Source organism: Xanthobacter wiegelii (genome assembly GCF_043193855.2).
Classification (GTDB): Bacteria; Pseudomonadota; Alphaproteobacteria; order Rhizobiales; family Xanthobacteraceae; genus Xanthobacter; species Xanthobacter flavus_A.
This window is the reverse complement of the sequence record NZ_CM195529.1, coordinates 988,474-1,014,626: the sequence shown is the minus strand read 5'-3', so window position 1 is coordinate 1,014,626 and position 26,153 is coordinate 988,474. Positions and strand designations below refer to the sequence as shown.

The 26,153-nt window shown below is 64.3% G+C and carries 20 protein-coding genes, 1 tRNA gene and 1 pseudogene; 19 read left to right on the top strand and 3 right to left on the bottom strand.

The window, feature by feature from the left end; all coding sequences use genetic code 11:
* Nucleotides 1-13: 13 nt before the first annotated feature.
* The 5 genes and pseudogenes from V5F63_RS04605 (at nucleotide 14) to V5F63_RS04585 (ending at nucleotide 6,437) form a co-directional block, all read left to right on the top strand.
* Complete coding sequence (locus V5F63_RS04605; protein WP_394101720.1) at nucleotides 14-415, top strand: YidH family protein; 402 nt, start codon at nucleotides 14-16, stop codon at nucleotides 413-415.
* Between the two features lie 12 nt (nucleotides 416-427).
* Nucleotides 428-784 carry a DUF202 domain-containing protein gene (locus tag V5F63_RS04600; protein WP_394101719.1) on the top strand — a complete coding sequence of 119 codons (357 nt, stop codon included), beginning with the start codon at nucleotides 428-430 and terminating at the stop codon, nucleotides 782-784.
* Nucleotides 785-834: 50 nt separating this feature from the next.
* A pseudogene (locus V5F63_RS04595) lies at nucleotides 835-1,936 on the top strand (IS3 family transposase).
* 564 nt (nucleotides 1,937-2,500) lie between these two features.
* Complete coding sequence (locus V5F63_RS04590) at nucleotides 2,501-5,716, top strand: hypothetical protein (RefSeq protein ID WP_394101718.1); 3,216 nt, start codon at nucleotides 2,501-2,503, stop codon at nucleotides 5,714-5,716.
* 1 nt (nucleotide 5,717) lies between these two features.
* Nucleotides 5,718-6,437 (top strand): hypothetical protein, encoded by a 720-nt coding sequence (locus V5F63_RS04585; protein ID WP_394101717.1) that lies wholly within the window; start codon nucleotides 5,718-5,720, stop codon nucleotides 6,435-6,437.
* Nucleotides 6,438-6,714: 277 nt separating this feature from the next.
* On the opposite strand, the gene V5F63_RS04580 is transcribed toward V5F63_RS04585, so the two are convergent.
* Nucleotides 6,715-7,347, bottom strand: coding sequence for a tyrosine-type recombinase/integrase (locus tag V5F63_RS04580; RefSeq protein WP_394101788.1), 633 nt, complete (start codon nucleotides 7,345-7,347; stop codon nucleotides 6,715-6,717).
* Nucleotides 7,348-7,808: 461 nt separating this feature from the next.
* Between V5F63_RS04580 and V5F63_RS04575 the strand changes: the two genes are divergently transcribed.
* The 14 genes from V5F63_RS04575 to V5F63_RS04510 all read left to right on the top strand — a co-directional run bounded on the left by V5F63_RS04575 (nucleotide 7,809) and on the right by V5F63_RS04510 (nucleotide 24,679).
* Nucleotides 7,809-9,155 (top strand): DUF4365 domain-containing protein, encoded by a 1,347-nt coding sequence (locus tag V5F63_RS04575; protein ID WP_394101716.1) that lies wholly within the window; start codon nucleotides 7,809-7,811, stop codon nucleotides 9,153-9,155.
* Nucleotides 9,156-10,607, top strand: coding sequence for an argonaute/piwi family protein (locus V5F63_RS04570; protein ID WP_394101715.1), 1,452 nt, complete (start codon nucleotides 9,156-9,158; stop codon nucleotides 10,605-10,607).
* Nucleotides 10,608-10,954: 347 nt separating this feature from the next.
* Nucleotides 10,955-14,674 carry an SIR2 family protein gene (locus V5F63_RS04565; protein ID WP_394101714.1) on the top strand — a complete coding sequence of 1,240 codons (3,720 nt, stop codon included), beginning with the start codon at nucleotides 10,955-10,957 and terminating at the stop codon, nucleotides 14,672-14,674.
* 444 nt (nucleotides 14,675-15,118) lie between these two features.
* Entirely contained in the window at nucleotides 15,119-16,105 is a 987-nt protein-coding gene (trbB, locus tag V5F63_RS04560) for a P-type conjugative transfer ATPase TrbB (RefSeq protein ID WP_394101713.1), read from the top strand.
* A gap of 32 nt (nucleotides 16,106-16,137) precedes the next feature.
* Nucleotides 16,138-16,434: a TrbC/VirB2 family type IV secretion system protein gene (locus tag V5F63_RS04555; protein WP_394101787.1), complete on the top strand. Its 297-nt coding sequence runs from the start codon at nucleotides 16,138-16,140 to the stop codon at nucleotides 16,432-16,434.
* Nucleotides 16,434-16,706, top strand: coding sequence for a VirB3 family type IV secretion system protein (locus V5F63_RS04550; RefSeq protein ID WP_393985725.1), 273 nt, complete (start codon nucleotides 16,434-16,436; stop codon nucleotides 16,704-16,706). Before V5F63_RS04555 ends, V5F63_RS04550 begins: the two co-directional genes overlap by 1 nt.
* Nucleotides 16,707-16,718: 12 nt before the next feature.
* Entirely contained in the window at nucleotides 16,719-19,148 is a 2,430-nt protein-coding gene (trbE, locus tag V5F63_RS04545) for a conjugal transfer protein TrbE (protein WP_394101712.1), read from the top strand.
* Nucleotides 19,145-19,879 (top strand): P-type conjugative transfer protein TrbJ, encoded by a 735-nt coding sequence (gene trbJ, locus V5F63_RS04540; RefSeq protein WP_394101711.1) that lies wholly within the window; start codon nucleotides 19,145-19,147, stop codon nucleotides 19,877-19,879. The genes trbE and trbJ overlap by 4 nt, the downstream gene beginning before the upstream one ends.
* A gap of 9 nt (nucleotides 19,880-19,888) precedes the next feature.
* The gene (gene trbK-alt, locus V5F63_RS04535) at nucleotides 19,889-20,149 is read left to right on the top strand and encodes a putative entry exclusion protein TrbK-alt (RefSeq protein WP_394083220.1); all 261 of its coding nucleotides are present in this window, start codon (nucleotides 19,889-19,891) and stop codon (nucleotides 20,147-20,149) included.
* A complete protein-coding gene (trbL, locus tag V5F63_RS04530) occupies nucleotides 20,146-21,417 on the top strand; it encodes a P-type conjugative transfer protein TrbL (protein ID WP_394101710.1) in 1,272 nt (423 codons plus the stop codon). The genes trbK-alt and trbL overlap by 4 nt, the downstream gene beginning before the upstream one ends.
* On the top strand, nucleotides 21,414-22,103 hold the full coding sequence (trbF, locus tag V5F63_RS04525) for a conjugal transfer protein TrbF (protein ID WP_394083216.1): 690 nt from the start codon (nucleotides 21,414-21,416) through the stop codon (nucleotides 22,101-22,103). The genes trbL and trbF overlap by 4 nt, the downstream gene beginning before the upstream one ends.
* Entirely contained in the window at nucleotides 22,100-23,152 is a 1,053-nt protein-coding gene (gene trbG / locus V5F63_RS04520; RefSeq protein ID WP_394083214.1) for a P-type conjugative transfer protein TrbG, read from the top strand. The genes trbF and trbG overlap by 4 nt, the downstream gene beginning before the upstream one ends.
* Nucleotides 23,149-24,390: a TraB/TrbI/VirB10 family type IV secretion system protein gene (locus V5F63_RS04515; RefSeq protein WP_394083212.1), complete on the top strand. Its 1,242-nt coding sequence runs from the start codon at nucleotides 23,149-23,151 to the stop codon at nucleotides 24,388-24,390. The genes trbG and V5F63_RS04515 overlap by 4 nt, the downstream gene beginning before the upstream one ends.
* A 1-nt stretch (nucleotide 24,391) precedes the next feature.
* Nucleotides 24,392-24,679, top strand: coding sequence for a DUF2274 domain-containing protein (locus V5F63_RS04510; RefSeq protein ID WP_394083210.1), 288 nt, complete (start codon nucleotides 24,392-24,394; stop codon nucleotides 24,677-24,679).
* Here V5F63_RS04510 and V5F63_RS04505 read toward each other — a convergent pair.
* Both V5F63_RS04505 and V5F63_RS04500 read right to left on the bottom strand, forming a co-directional pair.
* On the bottom strand, nucleotides 24,564-25,547 hold the full coding sequence (locus V5F63_RS04505; protein WP_394101709.1) for a LysR family transcriptional regulator: 984 nt from the start codon (nucleotides 25,545-25,547) through the stop codon (nucleotides 24,564-24,566). The two genes, V5F63_RS04510 and V5F63_RS04505, sit on opposite strands and share 116 nt — an antisense overlap.
* 444 nt (nucleotides 25,548-25,991) lie before the next feature.
* A tRNA-Arg gene (locus V5F63_RS04500) sits at nucleotides 25,992-26,068 on the bottom strand.
* Between the last annotated feature and the right edge of the window lie 85 nt (nucleotides 26,069-26,153).

The following is a 26,153-nucleotide window of genomic DNA, read 5'->3' as shown; positions in this document are numbered from 1 at the left end:
GCAGCGTGCAAAGATGCCGGACATCTCTTTCGACCCATCCGCCGACGGCCGCCGGGCGCATGCCTCCTCCCTGAAATGGTGGCAGCGCGGCTCGCGGCCGGATTACCGCTTCTCGCTCGCCAACGAGCGGACGTTCCTCGCCTGGATCCGGACAGCTCTGGCGCTGATCGCTGGAGCGGTAGGCATCGACCAGTTCGCCTCGCACCTCGGGCCGCTGCCGTTGCGGCTTGGCCTCGCCCTCATCCTCTTTGTGGCGGGAGGCGTACTCGGTGGAATGGCCTATCCCCGATGGGTGCGCGCCGAGCAGGCGATGCGTAACGATGCCGACCTGCCGATCAGCGCCCTTCTCCCCCTTCTGGCCGCCTTCACGGCCACGCTGGCCGTGGGGCTCGCCTGCCTCATGGTCCTGATCTGATGCGGCCGAGGAATGAAAGACCCGGGCCTCCAGCGTGAGCGAACGAGCCTGGCCTGGACGCGGACCGGCTTTGTGATGGCGCTGGTGGCTTTGCTTTCTCTGCGAAGCGGCCTGGCCCACATGTCCTTGAGCCAGCTTTTGGCGGCTGCCCTAATGAGCGGGACGGCCGGGCTGCTTCTCTATCGCGGCCACCAGCGCTCCCGATACAACGGCATCCGGGATGAGGTCGTCGCGATGGCGGGCCGTCACCTTGCCGCCCTGACGAGCCTCGTTGTCCTCACGGCGGCGCTGCTCCACGTAGCTTCGAGCCTCCTGCGGCTCATGCGTTATTACGGCGGTGATCTGATCCCCGAAAACTGGACCGTTTGAAGCTGGAGTTTTCCGCGCCATGATCCCTTGGCCGGGAGGAGCGGAAGACGATGAAGGCATCGAAGTTTTCGGACGCACAGAAGGCGTCCATCCTGAAGCAGGGCGCTGATGGAATGCCGGTGGCGGACATCTGCCGCCGGCCGGCATCAGCCAGGCGACCTATTTCAACTGGAAGAAGAAGTACGAGGGGCTGGCGCCGCTGGAGATGCGGCGGCTGAAGCAGCTCGAGGACGAGAACACCAAGCTGCGGAAGCTGGTGGCGGACCTGTCCCTCGACCGGGAGATGCTGCAGGACGTCATCCGCCGAAAAATGTAAGGCCTGGTCGCAAGCGCGAGCTCGTCGATGCGGTGCGCAGCGAGTGGCAGGTGTCGATCCGGCGGGCCTGCGCGGTCCTTGAGGTGGATACCTCGACCTATCACTACAAGCCTCATCGACCCGACCAGGCCAGCCTCGCAGCACGGATCAAGGCGATCTGCGAGACCCGCGTGCGCTACGGCTATCGACGGGTCCAGGTCCTGCTCAGACGGGAGGGATGGCCTGTCAATCAGAAGCGAACCCGCCGGATCTACAATGAGTTGGGCCTTCAGTTGCGCAACAAGACGCCGAAACGCCGGGTAAAGGCGAAGCTGAGAGAAGACCGGGCTCCGGCGGCGCGGCCGAACGATGTCTGGGCGATGGACTTCGTCCACGACCAGCTCGCCACCGGCCGCAAGATCCGCGTGCTGACCGTGGTCGACACCTTCTCGCGGTACTCGCCGGTGGTCGATGCCCGTTTCAGCTATCGTGCCGAGGACGTGGTAACGACGCTGGAGAAGGTCTGCGCGCAGGTCGGCTATCCACGGACGATCCGGGTCGACCAGGGCTCGGAGTTCGTCTCCCGTGATCTCGACCTGTGGGCCTATGCGAAGGGCGTCACGCGGGACTTCTCCCGGCCGGGAAAGCCCACCGACAACGCCTTCATCGAGGCCTTCAACGGGCGCTTCCGAAGTGAATGCCTGAACACCCACTGGTTCCTGACGCTTGCCGACGCGGTCGAAAAGATGGAGGCTTGGCTCAGATACTACAACGAGGATCGGCCCCATGGGGCCATCGGCCATAAGCCGCCGATCACGTTGCAGAACTCCGGCGGCGCACCCAGCCCACCGCCGTGAGCCGTGCCGGAAACTCTAACTTCCGGCGGTCCAACGATGGTCTCGGATCAAAGTGTCGACGGACTCTATCTAAATCTGGAGGAGGTTTAGGGGCTCAGGTTAGCACCGCCGAGATGGAACGCAGAGCGGCTTAACACCGTCCACTTTTCGGGGGAAGATCAGCACCTGCCGTAATGGGGCCGACGGCAGTCTGGCAGCTTTCGGCTGCAGCCGTGTTCATAGCTGCCATTCCGCAGCCGACCCCATTCTAGTCGTTCAGTATGTCGCCGGTGCCGCCCGAAACATGCCATTGGTCCAGAACCGCCAAACGGCTGAATTTTGGCCGGTAGCGGGCTGACTACTTCCGAGCGGCAGGACCGGCAAGACGGCCTACCGGAGGAGCAACTAACGTGCGCCGTTGTCCGTTTGCCAAGATCGGTTCAGCAAGGTTCGACTTTGGGCAATCGAAGACCGCGCCTTTCGTTGACTCATCATCCCCTTATTGTTGGCCGGCCGCTGGTGCTCTAGCTTGCCGTCGATAGGGACGGACGGATCAGCCGGTTCGCAGCCCGGGTGGAGGTTTGCTTGCAACTGGTACCGCGCTTTGAAGTCGTGCCGGACGGCTTACTCGCGGCATTGAGGGACCGCGACGCCACTCTCCTGCTGCGGGGCAAGGTCGAAGACTCCAACCGCGACGCCATAGTCGCGATGATGCGGTTGCCTTGGAAGCAGGTTTACGTAGAGACCGCAGATCCGCTCCTCGTGGCCGCGATCGAGAAGGCCGACGATGGTCCGTTGGTGCGGCGGCGCGGTTTCGTTCATGTCGTCGACACCGATCCGTCCCGGATGGAACTTCCAATCCGCTCCCTGCCGGTCTTCCTGCTTTCGGGCCGGAACGACCGCGGGTCGGCCTTCGAACATGCGCTGCGTCGAATGACGATGCTGGAGGAGCTTCGTCGTTCCGGCGCGCGCCAACTCGTCATTGTGGGGGAGAGCGCAGATCCGGCTCCCACGGAGTTGGCGGACCTTTGGGCCACCGGGTTCCGAACGAGTATCGTCGTGGCGGACGTCGACGACGACGCGCCCGAGCGGATCGCCGCTTGGCTTGACGTGAACGGCAGCGGGCCGACCGCGTCTGTAGTATCAATGCCCGACCGGGACTTCGCCGTGGCCGTCGTCGCGGCCTACGGCACTGCCTTTTCCGACGATGCCCTGCTAGTTCGGCAACGCGACGAGGCGGGGTCGATTAGGCATGTCGACCTCATCGACGTGGACGATCCGGAACGCCCGCTGCTCGACCGCTACGACCTGATTCTTGATCGCGATCTCGCACCCATTGACGACTTGTCGGAGGAAGCGTTCAACGCCTTTTTCCGGGGCGAAGGCGATTGGAGGGCGTTCGCCGCCGGGCTCCCGTGGACGCGCGACGACGGAGCCTGGCCGCTTCTTCAGTCGCAGCTGCGTCGGATAGATGCCGTTGGCCCAGCCGAGAACCGGGTAACCTACATCATGTCCGAGCCGGGCGCTGGGGGGACGACGTTGGCTCGCCAGCTGGCGTTCGAGGCTGCCCGAGACGGCTACCCGACCCTGGTGGCCGGGCCCGTGCCGTTCACCCCGGAATCGCTCCCGATGATCAACTTCTTGACGCGCGCTCACCAGCGGCAGGAGGACGCGCGTGCGGGATCGGTGGAAACGGCTTCCGAGCAGTTGAAGGAGGCCGAGAGTCGACTGTACGAAACGCCTTGGCTTTTGGTCTTCGACCGGGTTCATTGGGAGCTACGCGACGCAGACCTTCGCCGCTTCGTCCAGGAGCTGGAGCGCTCGGGCCGCTCAGTCTGCGTGCTCGTCGTGACGGGCACGAAGCGCGAGGAGGCCTATTTCGACACATCCAGGTTCAAGCCGATCGCCGTGCTCCACCATATGCTGGAGCGGGAGCAGACGCTGGAGTTGGGCCGTCACCTTAACCGGTTCCTGCGCGCATATGGCAAGGAGCGGGCGGACTGGCAGTGGCGAAATTTTCAAGAAAGTCATGCGGTGCGGCACATGGAAGGGCTTGCGACCTTCTGGATCACGCTCGGCTTCTGGCTACAGACGCAGTACGACCTCAACGATAACATTCAGGACTGGATCTACCGCGCTTTCCTCAAAAACGCTGAAGGGGCAGAACTCCGCCGGGCAGTCCTCCAGATTGCCGCATTCAGCTCTGAGGGGATTCCCATGCCGGAATCGCTTATCGAGCAGGGCGCGAGCCCCTGGCCTGTGCCGTTTCTGCTTGACGATCGGCGCGCGGAGCTAGCGCCCCTTGGCTTGGTCCGGCTCCCACGCGCCGGGCGCAAGTTCTGGGCGCTCGCGCACGACATATTGGGCCGCCTCTTGATCAACGCGCTTTTCTACGATTTCGAGACCCGCAAAGCCCTCGGCTACCAGGAGGCAAGCGACGCTAACCACCTCCGTTTCATGATCCTACGCGAAGTATCGCGAAGCCCGTCTCTAGGCGAGACCGTCGAGCGTGAGGTCGGCCAGGAGTTTGCTACCACCATTTTCAAGGTAGATCTCGACCACGGGCGGGGCGGCTGGGCGCATCTCTGGCGCGACGTCCTCGCTGCGCTTGATGAGATGCCGGTGGCTCTTAGAAAGGGCAGCCGAGTGTTCCTCCACCACACGGCAATTTCTCGCAGGCGCATCTCATACTTGGACGAGGCCGCGTTCGGGGTGACCGGAGCTGACAAGGTGGAGCTTCTAACGAGGGCCGCGTCCGACCTAGAATACGCGCTTCACTCGATTGAGGCAGGGGGTGGCGACGAGCCAGACGTGAACCTCTACAACTCGCTTGCGAACGCCTACTTTGACCTCGCAAAGGTGAAGGCCGCACTGGGCGCGCCTGCGGACGAGTTGTCTGAACTCCGGCGGCTCGCGTCAGATGCAACCCGACACGCCTATGACCAGAGCCCGTCGAGCCCGTATGTAATAGAGACACATGTGAAGAGTCTGATCGCGTCAGCGGAGGAGGCGGGCGCCGAGGGCGCCACCTATTGCATCGAGGCGCTAGAGATCGTCTATTCTGCCATCCGGCACGACCGCAATCAACTCAGGCGACATGCGTTGGCTGGCCTAGCCGATCGCGCGTTCGCCGTTTTATTGGCGGCGGACACCCGAGAGCGTCAACGCGCGGAGCCGGACAGCTGGCCGGAAGTGTTGGTGGCAGCTTGGCTCGCCCTTGCTGCACCATTCGGTGGGCGAGCTCCGGAATCGCTCAACGATGTACCCCCAGAGGTCCTAGCGGAGGTGCTCCACGAACTCGAGCGCCCGGCCGGGGACGGCAACGCTCAGGTGGCGCGCTTGCGCTACCAAGTGCTTGTCGCTGCGGCACCTCAGGACTTTGAGCGGCAGCTCGAAGCGCTGGACCTGCTCGTCGCGACCGATTACCGATTGCCGCCGCAGCTCAAACTCGAATACGCGCTGCTCCTCTTCCAGCGCATGCGCACGGAAGAGGCCGACAAGCAGTTCAAAGCCCTCAGGACGCTCTGGCGCGAGACTGACATCTTTGCCCAGGTCCCCGACCATTTGCGGTGGCTGCTGACGCCGGAAGGCGACAAAAGGCGGGTCGTCAACGCGGTGGCTGCATACGACCATGGTCACCGTGCAATGGCCAGGGTGCGCGAGTTTGCTCAGTTCGACGTGCCGTACCGGCCGCAGGAGTTCGGCGTCCGCGAGCATCGGTCGGGCACCGTCTTCGCCGCGCACGTTTCGTTCGGCCACAACGGTGCGTTCCTCCGCCCCGTGCAAGCGCCTCGGCGCTGAGATGGCGACCGCGCCTGTCGATTACGTGGCGCTCTACGGCGCATCGAAGGGCTGGCGGCTCATGCCTCGTTCCATCCTTGTCGAAGGTACCTCGGACGTCGCGCTCTTCGGGCTCGCCGCGGAGCTTTACAGGAAGGGGAAGGACAAGGATTTGCTCGCGGACCTCGCCATAGTGGCCGCTGGCGATGGCGACCGCGGCGGGACGCAAGGCGTCGTCCGTGAACTTTTAGGACTGCGCGCCATAGCGAGCGCTTACCTATCGCCGGCCGGGCAATCAGTTTACCGGTTCATTGGCCTTTTCGACAACGACACGCCGGGACAGAAGGCGGTCCACTTCGCCCGGAGCGTGGACACTTCTATCCTAGAATATCGTGACGTCTTCCGGCTCAGCCCCATCATGCCGATCCTAGGCAACCTTGATCCTGGTACGGCGCAGCGCGGCTTTGAGAAAGCCAACGAGGCCTACAAGGGCATGTGCTGGGAGGTGGAGGACCTAATAGGTGAGGCTTTGATGCAGCTCTTCCTGGAGGAATATCCGACCGCGCTCGTAAGCGAGCACAGGATCGCCAACGCTTGCCACCGGGAGCTCACCCGCGACGGCAAGGCGAGGCTTGTACGCTTCTGCCGCGAGAACGCAGACCTCGCCAGCCTGAATGGGCTCGTTGAGACGCTCCACGCTCTCAGGTACTATATGGCCCTGCCGGACCTTACGTTACGGTAGATGAGCTTGGCTGAACGCTGCCCGCCAGGACCCGACTAGTGGAGAAGTGAAATTGCGCCAGCGAACCTCCGCGTGTCGCGGGAGGATCCAAGCCAGCACGCTGACCATCCGCGATGGCGCGTGTTCCTACCGACGCTTGTTTACTCGGTGAAGGTCAGGTTTCTCGACGAAGCCGCCCGAAGCCGACAGTCCGAACTCCACCCCAAGATCGACAGGCAGGCAACATATCCTGCGCGTCAAAGCGGCCATCCGAGGTAACGCGGATGGCCGCCCAACGTCAGATTTCCGTCCGCTCTGCCAGCAGCAGAGCGTCCTCCACGTCGACACCAAGATATCGGACCGTGTTCTCAATCTTGGAGTGACCAAGCAAGATCTGGATGGCGCGGATGTTGCCCGTCGCCTTGTAGATCATGGAGGCTTTCGTGCGACGGAGCGAGTGAGTGCCATATTCCTCTTGGCGTAGGCCGATCGCGGTGACCCACTCGTCGACTAGGCGAGCATACTGCCTTGTGCTCATGTGGTGCGCATGATCGATGCGGCTCGGAAAGGCATAGTCCTCAACGGTGCCGCCGCGCCGTTCCAGCCAAGCCAGCATGCTTGCTCGTACGTCGCTGGTGATCTCGAACTGGACCGGCCGCCCCGTCTTCTGTTGCACGACGATCGCGCGAGCCCTGATCTCCGGACCGGCGACCACATCACGGATCCTGATCTTGACCAGGTCGCAGCCGCGAAGCTTGCTGTCGATGGCCAGATCGAACAGCGCACGGTCACGAATGCGTCTTTCGCGATCGAGGAAGAATCGAATGGCCCATATCTGTTTCTGGGTGAGCGGACGCTTGGTGCCGACATGCTTTCCCGCATTCCAAGCTGCACGCGCGCGGCTAGCATCATCAAATTGAGAATGGCCCATGTGACTTCTCCTTGGCCTTGATTGGCCTAGGGAGAAACGTCGAGGGACCCTACCGCGCAGGGGCCGCGAGGGGACCGGCGGCTTGTAGGGTGAGCGCTGAAAGGGGACGTCCGTAAATCTTTCGCCTAGGCAGAACTTGTCGCGGCTTTGCTTGGTCACGCGCGCTGCCCGCTGCATGTTGCGGGGCATGATGACCACCATATAGCGGTCCCGGCAATCGTCGATCAGTTCCTCGATCTTGGCCGTAGCCATCGGGTGGAGCGCCGACGTCGGCTCGTCCAGCAGCAGCACGTTAGGTTCCGGCGCCAGCGCCCGCGCGATGCGCAGCCGCTGCCAGTAGCGAACAGCTGTCTAGCACCCAAAGGATGGGCAATTCGATTCCCCGTGCCTTGAAGCCCGCCGCTCGGATAGGGGTGGCGGAGAACCAAGTTAGAACACTATGATGCAGACCGGGAGTCGGCATGAAGAAAATCGGTCGCAGCGATATCATCGGCCAGCGCGGCATGGCTTACATCGAGGGCGTAGTGCTCACGATGGGTTACATGTTTTACCCGACCGGCGGTGTCGAAGCCGGAATAGATGGCTTTCTTGAACTGCGAGACATCGAGACCGGCGAGGTCGGCAACCTGTTGATCCAACTTCAGGGTAAGGCAACCGAGAAAGATCGGTTGCCAGGAGAGACGGATTCGACGTTCGATTGGCCCTGTAGCGAGGCCGACATCGCCTACTGGACCCAGGGAACGGCACCGGTCCTTCTGGTCGTCGTCCACCTCAAGAGTGGCAAGGCTTACTGGAAGTCGCTCAAGGGCTGGTTCGATGACCCGGAGCATCTTGGCCTTCGGAAGGTCGTCTTCGACAAGACCACCGACGAGTTCACCCTGGAATCGAAGGCCGCTATAACGGCCGTTGCCCTCGCCGCACGACCGGGTGCCTCCAGCCCCAGCGTCCGCATCCACGAGGAGGTCCTCACCAACCTGATCGGGATCACTGTCTCCCCCAGGCTCTACTGGGCGCCCACCGAACATGGGACCGACAAGACGTTCGGCGCGGCGCTTCGAGCGCTTCACCCTCCAGCTGGATCGGAGTGGATTGTCAGGAGCAAATCGGTGCTCTCCTTCCACGACCTTGACCAATGGCCGTGGAACGAACTCTGTGAGGCTGGTGGAATCGAGGAATTCGACACCGTCGAATGGGAAGAATCCGAAGACGAGGGTCGTCAACGCGACTTCGTGGCATTACTGAATCGCGCCATCGGCGAATTCGTGAGGCCGGAATTGCGCCGTGATCGCGATTCAGGAGCTTTTTACTTCCAAAAACCTCGCGATCGCGATGACCTCAACTATGCCTACCGAAGCTTGCAAAATACGACGACGCGGCGGGTAGTCGCCAAGTACGGGAAAAAGAAAAAGGACCCAACACAGGCATCGTACTGGCGTCATTCCGCCTTTCTCCATCGATTTGCCAGGTTCGGCGGACGATGGCTTCTGGAGGTGACGCCCACTTACCACTTCACCCGCGACGGACGTGAGTCAGACGCTTGGGCAGGGGAGCGACTGAAGAAGATCAAGGAACTTGAGAACAACGCCGCGGTGATGGGACAGTTCGTGATGTGGCGAGAGTTCCTCATGACGCACGGCAAGGGTGATCTGCTGAAGGAGCCGTACCCATTCCTGTCGTTCGCGCCGCTGGAACCACTCAAGCTGGAAGTCGGGGTGCCGGACGACCTCTGGAAGTCCCAGGAGGCTGAGCCTGATTCACCTGCGCTCAATTTTTCGCTCGCTGGCGAGACCGTTGAGGAAGCTGGCTGAGTGAAACTTACGCACCTCAAGGAGCCGTCGCTGGAATTCGGCGGCGCGATGCGTCATCCGGACATTCGTTTCGGACTGATGGACTACGGGCCATTCGATTCCGGCATGGAGGGAGCGCCGCGACGAATCCGGCTTGGCATCGTTGGAAGCGCGGAGACGGTCGAAGGGACGGCACGCTGGATTGAGAGGTGCGCCAGCGGATTTCCGGCCAAGGAAAGCCGCCAGCCTAACCTGTTTCCAGCTTTTCCGGGCACGGGAGCTGAAGAGGCTTTCCGCTGCGAATTCGTCACGATCGACGAGCTTCAGCGCGTGCTGCCGCCGCGTGAAATCGCCCGGCTCGCCGCCGTCCCGGGCCAGCGGGAGATCACCCGCGCGGTTGTCGAGACGATTGCGAACGAGATCGGCGCCTTATCGGAGCGGACCGTGAAGCCGGACGTGGTGTTGGTGGCTCTGCCGATCGAGATCATTGAGCGCACCTACAATGCCCGCGATGTGACATCCGGTGAGGACAGCGGCGAGATTGAAGCCGGTGCCGACCTCGATTTCCGGGGCATGCTGAAGGCCGAATGCATGAAGCTTCGGTTACCCATACAGTTGATGTGGCCGACGACGTTCGACCCTGCTTACAAGATCCCTCGCAAGCTCAAGGAAAACAGCAACCGTCGCATCCAGGATCCGGCGACCATCGCTTGGAACCTGCTGACCGCGATCTACTACAAGGCTGGTGGCCTGCCCTGGCGACTGGCGCGCGACGCTCGGCAGCTCCGTACATCGTTCGTCGGCCTTAGCTTCTATCGCTCGGTCGACGGCGAGCAGGTCCACACCAGCACCGCTCAGATGTTCGACGAGCGCGGCGAAGGACTGATCCTGCGCGGCGGTCGCATGGTGGAAAGCGAAGAGGATCGAAAACCGCACCTCACCGCAGAGGATGCGTACGAGCTCCTGCGTAATTCCCTGAAGGTCTTCAGGGATCAGCATGGGCACTGGCCCGCGCGCGTCGTCCTCCACAAGACGTCACGGTTCGACCGCAATGAACTGGCCGGATTTCACAAGGCCATCGACGAGCGTGATATCGATTACGCGGACTTCGTCTGGGTTCAGAAATCGATGACACGACTCTATCGCCTGGGGGTTTACCCTCCGCTGCGCGGGTCGCTACTCCGTTTCGATAAGGGTGAAGCGCTACTCTATACCCGCGGTAGTGTGGAGTTCTTCCGCACCTATCCAGGAATGTACATTCCGCGACCGCTGATGCTGCGCTGTCAGGCTCTCGGCCAACCACTCCAGCATGTCGCTGAGGAGATGTTGGCGCTCACGAAGATGAACTGGAACAACACGCAGTTCGATAACGGTCTTCCGATCACCATTGCCGCGGCTCGGCAGGTCGGCGAAGTCCTCAAATACGTGGGCGAGGGACAGGAGATCGCGCCGCGCTATAGTTTTTATATGTGATCGCAGAGGGATAATTTTGAGGGCGTCGTCTCTAAAGAGGAGAGAGGTAAACATTGCCTCGCGCCTTATAGAGTGGATAATGGCCAGGAATCCCAACAACCGACTTGAGCGCTGCGAAGTCGCGATCTTCAGAGCGATGATGGCCACGCCGCCGCGCCGAAATGACCAAGATATCTTGGCCTACTTCACCTGCCCGACCCGGTCGATCAATTACGGATGGATCAAGGATAGGGCATGAACTCGCATCTAGGCTCGGGCGCGTCGACACTGACGCTCTCGGTCGGTTGTTCCCAGAGCTCCGCGACGCGGTCTCGATTCTATTGGTCGCTACACGAGGAGGCGGTCGCGTGAGATTCATTGAGAACGGCCCCGACGTTCCTGATGAGCTCCTGGCAGCTCGGGAAGAGGGGAAAGTGCTCTTCTTCTGCGGTGCAGGTGTCTCGCGGGCATTTGCCGGTCTGTCGGATTTCCTGAAGTTGGCTGGCGACGTGATCGAGGATCTCGGCTCGTTGACGGGAAGCCCTGCTCGCCGGTTGCACGGAACCGCGAGTACCGGGCTGCCGTCCGGCGAGAAGCCCTTCGTCCCGGTCGATCGAATGTTTACCTCGCTGGACTTGGAGTTCGAGCCTCAGGACGTCCGAAGATCCGTCGCCAGGGTGCTGAAACCCAAGTCGACCGTGGACCTTCGCGGCCACAGGGCTCTTATCGACCTTTCGAGGGGCTCCGATGGAAGGCCAAGGCTGGTCACCACCAACTTCGACCGCCTATTCGAGGCCTGCGAGCCTGAGATGAAGAGCTGGGGCCCGACGAACCTCCCTGTTCCCGAACGGCCGGCCGAATTCGAAGGCGTCATACACATCCACGGCCGGGTCGACGAGGATTACACCGGCATGTCCGAAGCCGTGGTCCTCTCCAGCAGCGATTTCGGCAAGGCCTATCTCTCGGACGGGTGGGCCACGCATTACATCCGCCGCCTGATGGACCGCTTCAAGATCGTCTTCGTCGGCTATTCCGCGGACGATCCTCCGGTCCAGTACCTCCTCGAGGCACTCCGCGAAGAGCAATCGCCCGTTGAAAATATCTATGCCTTCCAGTACGGCGACGAGCTGCACGCCGTCGAGCAATGGGTTCAGAAGGGCGTAGTCCCAGTCGCGTTCGGCGAGGACTACGCCAATCTCTGGGAGACCCTCCTGGCATGGGGGGAGTGGGCCGCCGATCCCGATGCTTGGTTCCAGCGCACGATCCGGGACGCGGCCGACGGCCCTTCGACCACCTCGCCGATCTTCCGGGGGCGGATCGCATACCTGGCGTCGACAATCACCGGCATGAATAAGTTGATCGCGGCCCACCCGGCCGTGCCGTCCACTTGGCTGTACGTCTTCGACCCGCAGGTCCGGTACCTCGGCCCAGCGCGCATCAAGCGTCGTGACCCGAAAAGCGACGAACTCGACCCATTCGAGCATTTCGGTCTTGATCGCGACGAACCGCCGCCGCCGATCGATCCGGACGATCATTTGGAGCGTCGGAAGGTGCCGCCTCAGGCCTGGAGCGCGTTCGTGCCGAATTCACGCGACGTGGGTGGAGCGACCGCCGGGGATGTCGGAAGCTTGTTCGGAGAATCGGCCGCTCTTCCACGTATCTGGGGACTGATGCAATTCATCCTGCGGCGGATGGCCGACGGTCCGACGTTATGGTGGGCGGCCGGCCAGCGGTCGGTACACCCAGAGTTAGTCCGGCAGGCCGAGCACCAGTTGCGGTATCGCCTCAGGGACAGCGACAGCGCGCTGGTATCTTACTGGCGCTATCTGATCGCCCAGTGGCGCCGGCCCCGAGTCGAGACGACCCAGGCCGCACTGGAGATCGCCCACAGGGCTGTCGGAGGCTGGAATGCTTCCCTTGTGCGCGAGGCGATCGAGCTTTGCAGGCCCAGGATCACGTTGAAGCGCGTGTTCGGCGCCGCCCCGCCGATGTCAGTCGAGGCCGATCCCGCCGATTTCATCGCACTCGACGTCGAGTATCCCGACCCTCACCAGGAGTTCATGTTCGACGCGGCCACGCTGCCTCTGGCCGTGTCGCTCTGGCGTGCGCTGCTGGTCGAAGCAGAGCAACTGGAGATGGACATCGGGGCATGGCTCAGCATCGACACGACCCGTCCGGACAACGGCGAGAGGCTGACTGGAGGGTACGGGCTGACGGGCCCGCTCGTAAGGTTCACCCATCTGATCGAGGCACTGGAGGTCGCGGATCCCGTAGCGGCGGCCAAGGAGGCAGAAGCTTGGGATTCCCACCACGGTCTCCTCTTTGAGCGCCTGCGGATATGGGCGGCGGGCCGGCCTTCGCTGAGGACGATCGAGCAGGCCCAAGCTTTGTTCACCGGCGTCGGCGACGAGACCTTCTGGTCCTCCCGACACGAGCGAGACCTCCTGTTCGCGATACTGGATCGCTGGGACGAATTGCCCGACGACGGCAAGCGCGCAATCGAGACAAGGCTCCTAAGATCGCCCATCCCTTACCTCGCCGATCACGAGCCGGAGAGGGCTGAAGAGCGAGCAGCGATCCATAGGCTGAACGCCATCCATTGGCTCACCCAGCATGGAATCGCTTTCGGCTTCGACGTCGCGGACGAAAGGGCTCGATTGCAAGAGGTTGCTCCGTCGTGGCAGGAGCGTTTCACCGATTACACCGCTCAGCCGCGAGTGGGGAAGGTCCGGTCCATCGCAACCGTCACGGATCCGACGAGCATCCTCGAAGTGCCAGTCAGCGAGCTGCTGCCGATCGAAGCGCCGGAGATACGATTCCACGATTTTACGGAGCACGACCCCTTCGCCGGCTACGTGGTGGAGCGGCCAGCGCGTGCGGTCATGGCCCTCCACAGCGCCATCCGTCGTGGCGTGGAAACCGCATGGTACTACTGGTCGACGTTCCTGAGGACGACTGCCAAGCAGAAAACCACTGCGCGCATGGACACGGTGGTAGTCCGATTGATCGGCGGCATGCCTTCCAACGATATCGCCAGGCTCTGGTATCCGTTGGTCGAGTGGCTCGCTGCACGTGCCCAAAGGTTCGAGGACGAGGGCAATGGTCAGTTCGACGTCCTGTGGGACGCGGTGATCGACGCGGCGGCACTCCACCCCTCCGGGTACAAGCAGAAGCCGGGCCGCGATTGGTCGTTCGAGGCCCTTAACTCAGTAATCGGAAGGCTGGTGCTGGCCATGTTCGAGATGCCTTTGCCCGAGGGCAGCCATGCGGTTCCGGCGGCATGGATCGAGCGCTTGGACAAGGTCATGTCGCTGCCCGGGGATCACGCTCGCCATGCGCTCCACGTTGTGGCGCAGCAATCCGCTTGGCTCCATCATCACGAGCCCCGATGGACCGACGACCACGTTCTAGCGAAGGCGGCCGGTGGCGGCCCGGATGCGGACGCGTTCTGGTCCGGCTTCGCGAGGATGCGTCGAGTGCCTCCTCCCGAACTGATCGCGCAGCTCAAGTCGCCGTTGCTTGCCAGGGTGGGCAAAAGCGGCCGCGAGGAAAGCAACTTGGTCGGATATCTCCTGAGCGGCTGGGCGGCGGAAGGGTCGCAGCGGGTCGTGTCCGATACCGAGCTGCGAGATGTACTGGTGCTCGGCGGGGACGATGTTCGCCGTACTGCGCTCCGGTTTGTGGGCGATTGGGCCAAATCGGATGAGCGCTGGCAAGGCCTCGTGATGCCGTTCGTGAAGAGGGTTTGGCCAAAGCAGCGAACAGTGAGAAAGCCGCAGATGTCGTCCGCACTCATCCGCTTCGCGTCCACCGTTCCCAAGCAGTTCGCGGAGATCGTGCAGACGGTCTCGGGCGGTCTGGTGCCGCTCTCCAGAGGGCACGATCTGCATCTCGACTGCGAGGTCGCCGATCTCGGTGCTGCGGGCGTCGAGACATTGGTGGTAGCGCTACAGAAGCTGCTTCCTTCGGAGCGGGAGAATTGGCCGTACGAGGGAAAGAGACTGGTGGCCGCCATCGTGGAGATCGGCATCGCACAGGGGCCTGCACTGGACGATCTCTCGCGACGCGCGGCGGAGCGGGAGTACTGATATAGCGCTGCCGTGCTCGCTAAGGCGTTCGATTCGAAACTTATGTAGAGGAACGGCCGGCAGGGAACGAAACGATGTTCATGACATGTCGACGGGATAAACTAACTAGGGCCACGTACGATCATTCCGGCGCACCTTGATCGTCGCTGGGCGAATTCAGCCGTACTCAGTCAACGGCAGCTTTCAGGAACCGGCGAGGTAGCACGAAATGACCGAAATGGGGGCGCAAAGCGGACGGCGTTGAAAGGGCAGTCGAGGGGCAGGTATGGGTCAACCCCGGTTGCTGCCGTCAGGTGCCGAGGACGCGCGTTGCTCCGATTTTAGGTAATCGCACGCCAGACTGCGATGCCTATGTTCCTTTGTTGAATCTCCCCCAATTCCCCCTTCTTTAATCATCCCCGTCCGGGAAGCCCCTGCATCGCTCCCGGCCAAAGCGGGGATGGGATGGCGACTGCACCTCACGGTTCGGAGGGTCTGACGCGCGGCGTGCGCATGCTGCGCACCGCGCTCGGTCCGGTGATCTCCCACCTTCTCGATGACCCGGCCGTCGCCGAGGTCATGCTCAACCCGGACGGACGCCTCTGGGTCGACCGCCTGTCCGAGGGTCTTGCTGCCACCGGTGAGCGACTGGCCCCCGGCGACGGCGAACGCATCATCCGTCTCGTCGCACACCATATCGGCGCCGAGGTCCATGCCGGAGCGCCGCGGCTCTCCGCCGAGTTGCCTGGGACGGGTGAGCGTTTCGAGGGCCTGCTTCCACCTGTCGTCGCTGCCCCGACCTTCGCCATCCGCAAGCCGGCCGTCGCCGTGTTCACCCTCGACGACTACGTGGCCGCCGGCATCATGTCTGCGCCGCAGGCCGAGGCTCTCCGTCACGGTGTTGCCTCCCGCGCCAACATCCTGGTGGCCGGCGGCACCTCCACCGGTAAGACCACGCTGACAAATGCCCTCCTGGCTGAAGTGGCCAAGACTTCCGAGCGGGTCATCCTGATCGAGGACACCCGCGAGCTCCAGTGCGCCGCGCCCAATCTCGTGGCCCTGCGCACCAAGGACGGCGTCGCCTCGCTCTCGGATCTAGTGCGTTCCTCGCTCCGCCTGCGCCCCGATCGCATCCCCATCGGCGAGGTGCGCGGGGCCGAGGCCCTGGATCTCCTGAAGGCGTGGGGCACGGGCCACCCTGGCGGCATCGGCACCATCCATGCCGGCAGCGTAATCGGCACCCTGCGCCGGCTGGAACAGCTCATCCAGGAAGCCGTCGTCACCGTCCCGCGCGCTTTGATCGCCGAGACCATCAACCTCATCGCCGTGCTGTCCGGCCGCGGCACCGCGCGCCGGCTCGCCGAGCTCGCCCGCGTCGAAGGGCTCGGCCCCGACGGCGACTACCGGCTCTCTCCCGCCGTCCCTCCGACCTACGAAGGAATCTCCCTGTGACCCTGAGCTCTGCTTCCCTCCATCGCCGCCTGATGCGCACCGCCGCGGTCGCTCTCGCCTTCGCCGGCACGATCTCCGCGGCCCATGCCTCTGGCTCCTCCATGCCGTGGGAGACCCCGCTGCAGTCCATCCTGGAGTCCATCCAGGGGCCGGTCGCCAAGATTATCGCGGTGATCATCATCATCTCCACCGGCCTCGCGCTCGCCTTCGGCGACACCTCGGGCGGATTTCGGCGGCTGATCCAGATCGTGTTCGGCCTCTCCATCGCCTTCGCTGCCTCCAGCTTCTTCCTCTCCTTCTTCTCCTTCAGCGGCGGAGCGCTGGTCTGATGGCGGGCGATGCCGGTGAGGTGCCGGGCTTCTCCGTCCCGGTGCATCGGGCGCTCAGCGAACCGATCCTGCTCGGTGGCGCGCCGCGGGCACTCGCCATCTTCAATGGCACGCTCGCCGGCGCCGTCGGGCTGGGGCTGAGGCTCTGGCTCGTGGGCCTCGCGCTTTGGGCGGTCGGCCACCTCGCCGCCGTCTGGGCCGCCAAGCGCGATCCGCTGTTCGTCGACGTGGTGCGCCGCCATCTGCGCATCCCCTCCCACCTGTCGGTCTGAGCGGGGCGCACCATGATGAACCTCGCCGAGTATCGTCGTCAGGGGAGACGTCTGGCGGACTACCTGCCGTGGGCGGCCCTGGTGGGCCCGGGCATCGTCCTCAACAAGGACGGCAGCTTCCAGCGCACGGCGCGCTTCCGCGGGCCGGACCTCGATTCTGCGGTACCAGCCGAACTCGTGGCGGTGGCGGGTCGCCTCAACAGCGCCTTCCGCCGCCTCGGCTCGGGCTGGGCATTGCTCGTGGAAGCCCAGCGGCACGAGGCGGGCGCCTATCCCGGCAGCCTCTTCCCCGATCCGGCTTCCGCATTGGTGGATGCCGAGCGGAAGGCCGGGTTCGCCGAAGCCGGCAGCCATTTCGAGTCGAGCTATTTCCTCACCTTCTGTTGGCTCCCCCCGGCAGAGGATGCCGCACGGGCGGAGAGCTGGCTCTATGAGGGCCGTGGACGCGAGGGTGTCGATCCCCGCGAAGCATTGGATGGCTTCGCCGATCGGACAGACCGCGTGCTCCGGCTGGTCGAAGCCTTCATGCCGGAGTGCCGCTGGCTGGATGATGCCGAGACCCTGACCTACCTGCACGGCTGCACCTCGACCCGGCGCCAGCGGGTCCGCGTCCCCGAGACGCCCATGTATCTCGATGCGCTCCTCGCCGATCAGCCGCTCACCGGCGGGCTGGAGCCGATGCTCGGGAACCAGCACCTCCGCGTGCTCACCATCGTCGGCTTTCCCACGGCGACGACGCCGGGGATTCTCGACGATCTCAACCGGCTGGCCTTTCCCTATCGCTGGTCGACCCGCGCCATCCTCCTCGACAAGACCGACGCCACCCGGCTTCTCACCAAAATCCGCAGGCAGTGGTTCGCCAAGCGCAAATCCATCGCGGCCATCTTCAAGGAGGTGATGACCAACGAGGCGTCCGTGCTCGTGGACTCGGATGCCGCCAACAAGGCCGAGGATGCCGATCTCGCTTTGCAGGAGCTCGGCGCCGACCACGCCGGCATCGCCTATGTCACCGCCACGGTAACCGTCTGGGATGCTGATCCCCGGGTCGCGGACGAGAAGCTCCGGGCGGTGGAGAAGGTGATCCAGGGCCGGGATTTCACGGCCATGGTCGAGACCCTCAATGCCGTGGACGCCTGGCTCGGCAGCCTGCCGGGGCACGTCTACGCCAATGTGCGCCAGCCGCCCGTCTCCACCCTCAACCTCGCGCACATGATCCCGCTCTCGGCAGTCTGGGCCGGAGACGAGCAGGACGCGCATTTCAATGCGCCGCCTCTGTTCTATGGCAAGACGGAAGGCTCGACCCCGTTCCGCTTCTCGCTACACGTGGGGGATGTGGGCCACACCCTGGTGGTGGGGCCGACCGGAGCCGGCAAGTCCGTGCTGCTGGCGCTCATGGCCCTGCAGTTCCGGCGCTATGCCGGCTCCCAGGTCTTCGCCTTCGACTTCGGCGGCAGCATCCGCGCGGCGGCCCTCGCCATGGGGGGCGACTGGCATGACCTCGGCGGAGGCCTCGCCGAGGAGAGCATCGCACTCCAGCCGCTCGCCCGCGTCGATGAGCTGTCCGAGCGCAGCTGGGCGGCGGACTGGATCGTGGCGATCCTCACCCGGGAAGGCATCTCGATCACCCCGGAGGTGAAGGAACATATCTGGTCGGCGCTTTCGTCGCTCGCTTCCGCGCCCGTCGAGGAGCGCACGCTGACCGGCCTCGCCGTCCTGCTCCAATCCAATGCGCTGAAGCAGGCGCTGCGGCCCTATTGCATCGGCGGCGCCCATGGCCGCCTGCTCGATGCCGAGGCCGAGCATCTGGGGCAGGCCTCCGTCCAGGCCTTCGAGACGGAGGGGCTGATCGGCACCAGCGCCGCGCCGGCCGTCCTCTCCTATCTCTTCCACCGCATTGAGGACCGCCTCGGCGGGTCTCCCACCCTCCTCATCATCGATGAGGGATGGCTCGCCCTTGATGATCCGGGCTTCGCCGGTCAGCTCAGGGAGTGGCTCAAGACCCTGCGCAAGAAGAACGCCAGCGTGGTGTTCGCCACCCAGTCCCTCTCCGATATCGATGGGTCGGCCATCGCCCCCGCCATCATCGAGAGCTGCCAGACGCGGCTGCTGCTCCCGAACGAGCGGGCCGTCGAGCCCCAGATCACGGCCATCTACCGGCGCTTCGGCCTCAACGACCGGCAGATCGAGATCCTCGCGCGGGCAACACCCAAGCGGGACTATTACTGCCAGTCCCGGCGCGGCAACCGCTTGTTCGAGCTCGGGCTCTCGCAGGTGGCGCTCGCCTTGTGCGCCGCCGGGTCCAAGACCGATCAGGCGGCGCTCTCGCAGATCCTCGCCGAGCATGGGCGCGATGGTTTCCTCGCCGCCTGGCTGCGGCATCGCGGCCTTACCTGGGCCGCCGACCTACTCCCCACCCTCGATAATCTGGAGACACGCACATGATCCGCAGCTCATTGCGGGCGGCGCTCCTCGCCGCGCCGCTCCTCCTGTGCCCGCTGGCGCCTGCCACGGCACAGGCCGTGGTCTTCGACCCCTCCAACTATGCCCAGAACGTCCTCCAGGCGGCCCGCGCCCTTCAGCAGGTCACCAACCAGATCACGTCCCTGCAGAACGAAGCACAGATGCTGATCAACCAGGCCCGCAACCTCGCGAGCCTGCCATATTCCTCTCTCAGCGCGCTCCAGCAATCCGCCCAACGCACCCAGCAGTTGCTCGGGCAGGCCCAGAAGATCGCTTATGACGTCGGCGCCATCGACCGGGCGTTCCAAGGTCAGTACGGCTCGGTCTCCGTGAGCAGTTCGGATGCCGCTCTTGTCACCCAGGCCAGGAGCCGCTGGGAGACCACGGTGGCCGGCCTCCAGGATGCGCTGCGGGTGCAGGCGGGCGTCGTCGGCAATCTCGACACCAACCGGCAGCAGACCTCGACGCTGGTCGGCCAGAGCCAGGCGGCGACCGGCGCGCTGCAGGCCATGCAGGCGGGGAACCAGCTTCAGGCGCTCCAAGCGCAGCAACTCTCCGACCTCACCGCCGTGGTCGCTGCCAATGGAAGGGCTCAGGCCCTGTCCGAGGCCGAGCGGGCGACCGCAGTGTCGGAGGGGCGGGAGCACTACCGGCGCTTCTCCACCCAGTCGAGCTACCAGCCCTCCGCTGTCACCATGTTCCGCGGGAACTGAGGGGCGGCCATGGACCAGGCCACAGCTCTCCGAACCCTCGTCGTTGCCGGGCTGGTCGGGTCGGTGATCGCGGCTCTTGCCATGGCTGGCGGCCCGGAGACGGAGCCGGGCACTGCGATCAGCGTGAAGGCAGGTGACGTCTCCTCAGCCGATCTCAAGAGCTGCGCCACGCTGGAGCAGGCCGATCCCATCGATGCGCGCTGCGCCGCGCTGTGGGAGGCGAACCGCCGCCGCTTCTTCGGCAAGCCCGTGGACGGAGCAACGCCATGAACGACGTCGGCGTCATCGACACCTTCCTCAACACCTTCACCAGCTACATCGATTCCGGCTTCGGCCTGATCAAGGGCGAGGTGGCCGGCCTCTCCTCCATCCTGATCGCCCTCGACATCACCCTTGCCGGCCTGTTCTGGGCCTGGGGCGCCGACGAGGACGTGATGCGCCGGCTGGTGCGCAAAACCCTCGCCATCGGCTTCTTCGCCTGGATCATCGGCAACTTCAACGCGCTCGCCAAAATCGTGTTCGAGAGCTTCGCCGGGCTCGGGCTCAAGGCCGGCGGCTCCTCCATCAGCACCGCAGAATTCCTGCGTCCCGGGCGACTAGCGGAAGTGGGGCTCACCGCCGGCCAGCCGCTGCTGGATGCCGCGAGCCAGCTCACCGGCCCCGTGGCGCTCTTCGTCAATGCCGTGCAGATCACGGTGCTGCTGATCTCCTGGCTCCTGATCCTGATCGCCTTCTTCATCCTGGCGGTGCAGCTCTTCGTCACCCTCATCGAGTTCAAGCTGACGACGCTCGCCGGCTTCGTGCTCATCCCCTTCGCATTCTTCGGCAAGACCGCCTTCCTCGCTGAGAAGGTGCTCGGCAACATCGTGGCGTCGGGCGTCAAAGTGATGGTGCTGGCCGTCATCGTCGGGATCGGCTCCGGGCTGTTCTCTCAGTTCACAACCTCCTATGGCGATGCCCAACCGACCATCAGCCAGGCCCTGTCCGCCGTTCTGGCAGCACTGGCGCTCCTCGGCCTCGGCATTTTCGGACCGGGGATCGCCACGGGGCTGATCACCGGCGCGCCGCAGCTCGGCGCAGGCGCTGCCGTCGGGACCGGCCTTGCTGCAGGCGGTGCGGCGCTGGCGGGAGCCGGCGCAGCGGGCATGGCACTGCGCGGCGCCGGGGCTACCCTGTCAGGAACAGCAGCGGCAGCACGAGCTGGCGCGAGCCTCGCGGGAGGAGCCGCATCCGCCTACGGCGCGGGGGCCGCTGGCCAGTCTGGGTTGTCCGGCGTCGCAGGAGGCCTGGGCGGCGTCGCGCGCGCTGGTGCAGCCTCTCCGTTGCGCGGATCAGCCGCCGCCTCCCCGACCTCTGGAGCCACTCCCACCCCGCCGAGCAGTCCGGCCTCTTCCGGAGATGTCCCGGATTGGGCCCAGCGCATGCGCCGCTCCCAGCAGGTCGCCCACGGCATCCAGACCGCCACACACGCGGTGCGGTCCGGCGACAGCCATGGCGGTGGCTCCTCCATCTCCCTCTCCGAAAGCGATCGCCCATGACGCCCTTCAAGCGACCGTCGGTCCATTACGGCCGATCTCCCGAACCCGAGACGCCGTATCAGCGTGCAGCCCAGGTCTGGGATGACCGCATCGGCTCGGCCCGGGTCCAGGCCAAGAACTGGCGCCTCATGGCCTTCGGTTGTCTCGCGCTGTCTGCTGGCGTCTCCGGCGCGCTGGCCTGGCAGGCTCTGAGCAGCTCGGTGGTCCCCTGGGTCGTTCAGGTGGATAAGCTCGGGCAGGCCCAGGCGGTGGCCCCCGCCACCTCCGACTATCGCCCCACCGATCCCCAGATCGCCTTCCACCTCGCCCGCTTCATCGAGCAGGTCCGCAGCATCTCCGCCGATCCCGTCATCGTGCGGCAGAACTGGCTCAGGGCCTATGCGTATACGACGCAGGCCGGCGCCGTGGCTCTCAACGACTACGCCCGGGCCAATGATCCCTTTGCTCGCGTCGGCAAGCAGCAGGTGGCGGTGGAGGTCTCGAGCGTGATCCGCGCCTCGCCGGACTCCTTCCGGATCGCCTGGACCGAGCGTCGCTACCAGGACGGCAGCCTCGCCGACACCGCCCGCTGGAGCGCCATCCTCACCGTCGTGGTGCAGGCGCCGCGGGACGCCGAGCGCCTGCGGGCCAATCCACTCGGGATCTACGTCAACGCCATCAACTGGTCGAAGGAACTCGCACAATGACGCCGGTCATCCGCATATCCGGGAGGCCGGCTCTCCGTGTCCTCTCGTCTCAGGCTCTCCGTAGGTCCGGCTTGCCGGTTCTGCTGATTTGCACATCGGCATTGGCGGGTTGCGCCACCTTCGAGAAGCCGCCCGAGATTGAGTATGACGATGCTCCGCCGGCCGTCTTCAAGGCCGAGCCGCCGGGGCCGGTGCGCATCGTCGAGCTGCCGAAGCCCCTTCCGCTGCCGGGCCAGTTGAAGCCGGTGGGTAAGGACGGCAAGGCCGAGCCGGAAGCGACCGACCCTGCAGCTCGGGTGAACCAGGCCAATGCCGCCGCCCGGGTCCAGCCGGTGCGCAATGGCTTCATCAACTCCATGCAGGTCTATCCCTTCGTGGAGGGCGCGCTCTATCAGGTCTATGCCGCGCCCGGCCAGGTCACCGACATCGCCCTGCAGCCCGGCGAACAACTGGTGGGCACGGGGCCCGTGGCTGCCGGCGACACTGTGCGCTGGATCATCGGCGACACCGAGAGCGGGGCAGGGGCTGCGAAGCAGGTCCACATCCTGGTGAAGCCCACGCGGCCGGACCTCACCACCAACCTCGTCGTCAACACCAATCTGCGCACCTATCACATGGAGCTGCGGTCCACCGAGAAGACCTACATGGCCTCGGTCTCCTGGCAGTATCCGCAGGACCAGCTGATCGCCCTGCGGCGCCGGAATGCCGAGGCGCTGGCGGTGCAGCCCGTCGCCACCGGCATCGACCTCGCCCGCGTCAACTTCCGCTACGAGGTGACGGGCGACCGGGCGCCGTGGCGGCCGCTGCGCGCTTTCGACGACGGCCAGCAGGTGTTCATCGAGTTTCCGCGCGGCATCGCCCAGGGCGAGATGCCGCCGCTGTTCGTGGCCGGCCCGCAGGGCGACACCTCCGAGCTCGTGAACTACCGTGTGCGCGGCACCTATATGATCGTCGACCGCCTCTTCGCGGCAGCCGAGCTGCGCTTCGGTGCCGACAAGGACCAGAAGCGCGTCCGCATCTCCCGCACCGACGGGAGGCCGGTCCTATGAGCGGCAATGAATCCGGGAGGGAGAAAGGGCCGGACCCGGCCGATAACGCCAGGCCATTGACGGGCGAAGCTGCGGCGGCCATGCGGCTGCGCCCGGAGCCGCCACGGGTGACTCGCCTGTCCCGCAAGGTGCTGGCCGGGCTGGGGCTGGTTGCTGGCTTGGGGATCGGCGGTGCGCTGATCTACGCCCTTCAGGCGAGGAAAGACCACGGACCCGGCCAGGAGCTCTATGCCACCGACGTCAAGGCGACGCCGGAGGGGCTCGCCGGCCTGCCCAAGGATTACACCGGCATCCCCAAGCTCGGGCCACCGCTGCCCGGCGACCTCGGTCGGCCGATCCTCAATGCACAGACGGCGGCCCAGCCGCCGATCCCAACGATGGCAGGCATGCCCAATCCCGCCCTCAGCCCCGAGGAGCAGCGCCAGCTTCAAGAGAGCGAGGCGGCACGGACTGGACGGCTGTTCGCCCAGACGAACACGCGGCCGGCGAATCCCGTCATGACACAGCAGGTGGGTGCAGCCTCGGTGACCGCTGCGGCACCTGTCCCCGATCTTGCGTCCTTTAGCTTCGTCCCGCCGGCGTCGACACCGACGGCCCAGGAGCGGCAGATGGCCTTCCTCAACCAGGCGGTGGACCGGCGCACCGTGTCCCCCGACCGGGTCGCGGCTCCGGCCTCCGCCAACATCCTGCAGGCGGGCGCCGTCATCCCTGCAGCGTTGATCACCGGCATCCGATCCGACCTGCCGGGCCAGATCACCGCCCAGGTGACCGAGAATGTCCATGACAGCCCGACCGGCCGGATCCTCCTGATCCCCCAGGGCACCCGCATCATTGGCCAGTACGACAATGGCGTCGGCTTCGGGCAGCGCCGGGTGCTCCTGGTTTGGAACCGCCTGATCTTCCCCAATGGCCGCTCCATCGTGCTGGAGCGCCAGCCTGGAGCCGACGCCGAGGGCTACGCCGGCCTTGAGGATGGCGTCGACTATCACTGGGGCGAGCTGCTCAAGGCGGCTGTGCTCTCCACCATCCTGAGCGTCGGGGCGAGCGCAGGCACGTCCGGCAGCGACAGCGACCTCGCCAGCGCTCTGCGCGAAGGCGCCTCAGACAGCATCAGCCAGACAGGCCGCCAGATCGTCCAGCGCCAGCTCAACATCGCGCCGACGCTCACCATCCGGCCGGGATACCCGGTGCGGGTCATCGTCACGCGCGATCTCGTCCTTGAACCTTACGGAGGCTGACATGCCGAAGCTGAAGCTCAGCGAGATCCTTGACGAGAAGCCGGTGAAGGTGACCGTGGAGCTACCGGCGAAGCTGCATCGGGACCTTGTCGCCTACTCGGAAATCCTTAGTCGGGAGAACAACCAGTCCCCCACAGAGCCATCCCGTCTCATCGTCCCGATGCTTGAGCGCTTTATCGCGACAGATCGGGGATTTGCGAAGGCTCGGCGGGTGGCGCCTTCAGATCGTGCGGATGGGCAATCGCTAGGTTCGCTTCCGGGGAGGGAGCCATCGTCCGGGCAAGGCTGAGGAGCGTTCGAAACGCCGGATTGTCGTTTTTCGGCGACCACGCCGCATGAAATGAAACCACCTCGTCGTGCAGCGGGCGATAGGTCACCCCGGCGACCTTCACCAGACGTTCCGATTCGATGATCAACGTCGTTCCGCGTCCGGACGCGACGAGATTGAGAAGCTTGTAGCGCCCGACCCGCTGCGCCTCGACGCGAGGCTCTCCCTCAACCTCCCGGACTCTCCGGACCACATAGTCCTTAATCCGCGCGCCCGCCGGCGTGTCTCGGAGAAGGATTTTCTCAGCTTTGAGATCCCGCCATGTCAATGACTCTGAAGCAGCAAGCTGATGGCCTTCAGGCAATGCCACCAGCATCTGTTCGGACCAAAGGTAAGCTGAGTTGCACTCGCCAAAATCGCTCAACCCAATGACAAAGGCGATATCGATCTGAAATTGGCGAAGGGCGTTGATGTGCTCATGTGCTTCACCCTCGACGAAGTCTATGTGAACTGATCCATGTCTTGCGTCATATGCTCGAAACAAGGCTGACAAAAATCCGGAGGAAAGGGACGAAAACAGTCCAACCTTGAGATATCTACCTTCCGCCCGTCCGATGGCAGCCACTTCTGCAGCCCCGTCCCGAATGTGGTCCAGGGCATGACGGGCACGATGAAGGAAGCGCTGGCCGGCCATCGTCAGGTTGATTCCCCCGGAGTGCCGCACGAACAGGGAGGCGCCGATCTGGTCTTCAACGTCGCGAATCCGACGACTGACGGAGGATTCCTGCACCCCTAGTGCCGCTGCCGCCTTCCGAAAGCTTCCAGCATCTGTCGCGGCGATGAAATATCGGAGATGACGGATCTCGATTTCAGGTGTTGTGTGCCTCACAAAGAGCCTCAATGCACAACCGAACAACCCCGAGATTATCCTTTAACCAGACCCAGACTGCAATCTTAAGTTGCTCTGAGGTAGCGCTTTAGGCGTCTCTGCAAACGGTTGCAACCGGCGGTCCAGCACCTGTCGCAGCGCGCTTCGACGAGTGAAACCGTCATTGGCTGCCCAGCAGACCCTTCCGGCCACGCTCGCAAACAAACAGACGCGCCTGACGGCGCGAAGTCGAACTCGCAATGGCGGGCTTTACGAACCTTCGTGAAGCGATCGCTGCTCGGGCCGCTATTAGGTGACACTTCGGCTCAATGAAAATGAAGTGCGCCATATCGCAGCGCTGAGTGTGGAAGGCGAGAGTATCGCAAACTTCAGCCAAAACCGTTTCAAAAACCGTTTCAGATCTGGAATCTGAAACGGTGGTCTCTGACTAAGCCATTGATTTAATGGCGCGCCGGGGAAGATTCGAACTCCCGACCCCCAGATTCGTAGTCTGGTGCTCTATCCAGCTGAGCTACCGGCGCCTATGCCCGGGACCGGCTGGGCCGGTCGAGAAAGCGGGGAGCTTTCCGGGACGTTCGCGGCTTGGAATTCCGCGAGGCCCGTCTG

Bases quoted from the DNA above. Each gene is read 5' to 3' on its own strand.
- V5F63_RS04550 (WP_393985725.1), top strand. From the start codon at position 16,434: ATGGCGGGCGATGCCGGTGAGGTGCCGGGCTTCTCCGTCCCGGTGCAT.
- trbK-alt (WP_394083220.1), top strand. From the start codon at position 19,889: ATGGACCAGGCCACAGCTCTCCGAACCCTCGTCGTTGCCGGGCTGGTC.
- V5F63_RS04605 (WP_394101720.1), top strand. From the start codon at position 14: ATGCCGGACATCTCTTTCGACCCATCCGCCGACGGCCGCCGGGCGCAT.
- V5F63_RS04580 (WP_394101788.1), bottom strand. From the start codon at position 7,347: ATGGGCCATTCTCAATTTGATGATGCTAGCCGCGCGCGTGCAGCTTGG.
- V5F63_RS04510 (WP_394083210.1), top strand. From the start codon at position 24,392: ATGCCGAAGCTGAAGCTCAGCGAGATCCTTGACGAGAAGCCGGTGAAG.
- V5F63_RS04515 (WP_394083212.1), top strand. From the start codon at position 23,149: ATGAGCGGCAATGAATCCGGGAGGGAGAAAGGGCCGGACCCGGCCGAT.
- V5F63_RS04600 (WP_394101719.1), top strand. From the start codon at position 428: ATGAAAGACCCGGGCCTCCAGCGTGAGCGAACGAGCCTGGCCTGGACG.
- V5F63_RS04555 (WP_394101787.1), top strand. From the start codon at position 16,138: ATGCGCACCGCCGCGGTCGCTCTCGCCTTCGCCGGCACGATCTCCGCG.
- V5F63_RS04585 (WP_394101717.1), top strand. From the start codon at position 5,718: ATGGCGACCGCGCCTGTCGATTACGTGGCGCTCTACGGCGCATCGAAG.
- V5F63_RS04575 (WP_394101716.1), top strand. From the start codon at position 7,809: ATGAAGAAAATCGGTCGCAGCGATATCATCGGCCAGCGCGGCATGGCT.
- trbG (WP_394083214.1), top strand. From the start codon at position 22,100: ATGACGCCGGTCATCCGCATATCCGGGAGGCCGGCTCTCCGTGTCCTC.
- trbB (WP_394101713.1), top strand. From the start codon at position 15,119: ATGGCGACTGCACCTCACGGTTCGGAGGGTCTGACGCGCGGCGTGCGC.
- trbF (WP_394083216.1), top strand. From the start codon at position 21,414: ATGACGCCCTTCAAGCGACCGTCGGTCCATTACGGCCGATCTCCCGAA.
- trbJ (WP_394101711.1), top strand. From the start codon at position 19,145: ATGATCCGCAGCTCATTGCGGGCGGCGCTCCTCGCCGCGCCGCTCCTC.
- trbE (WP_394101712.1), top strand. From the start codon at position 16,719: ATGATGAACCTCGCCGAGTATCGTCGTCAGGGGAGACGTCTGGCGGAC.
- trbL (WP_394101710.1), top strand. From the start codon at position 20,146: ATGAACGACGTCGGCGTCATCGACACCTTCCTCAACACCTTCACCAGC.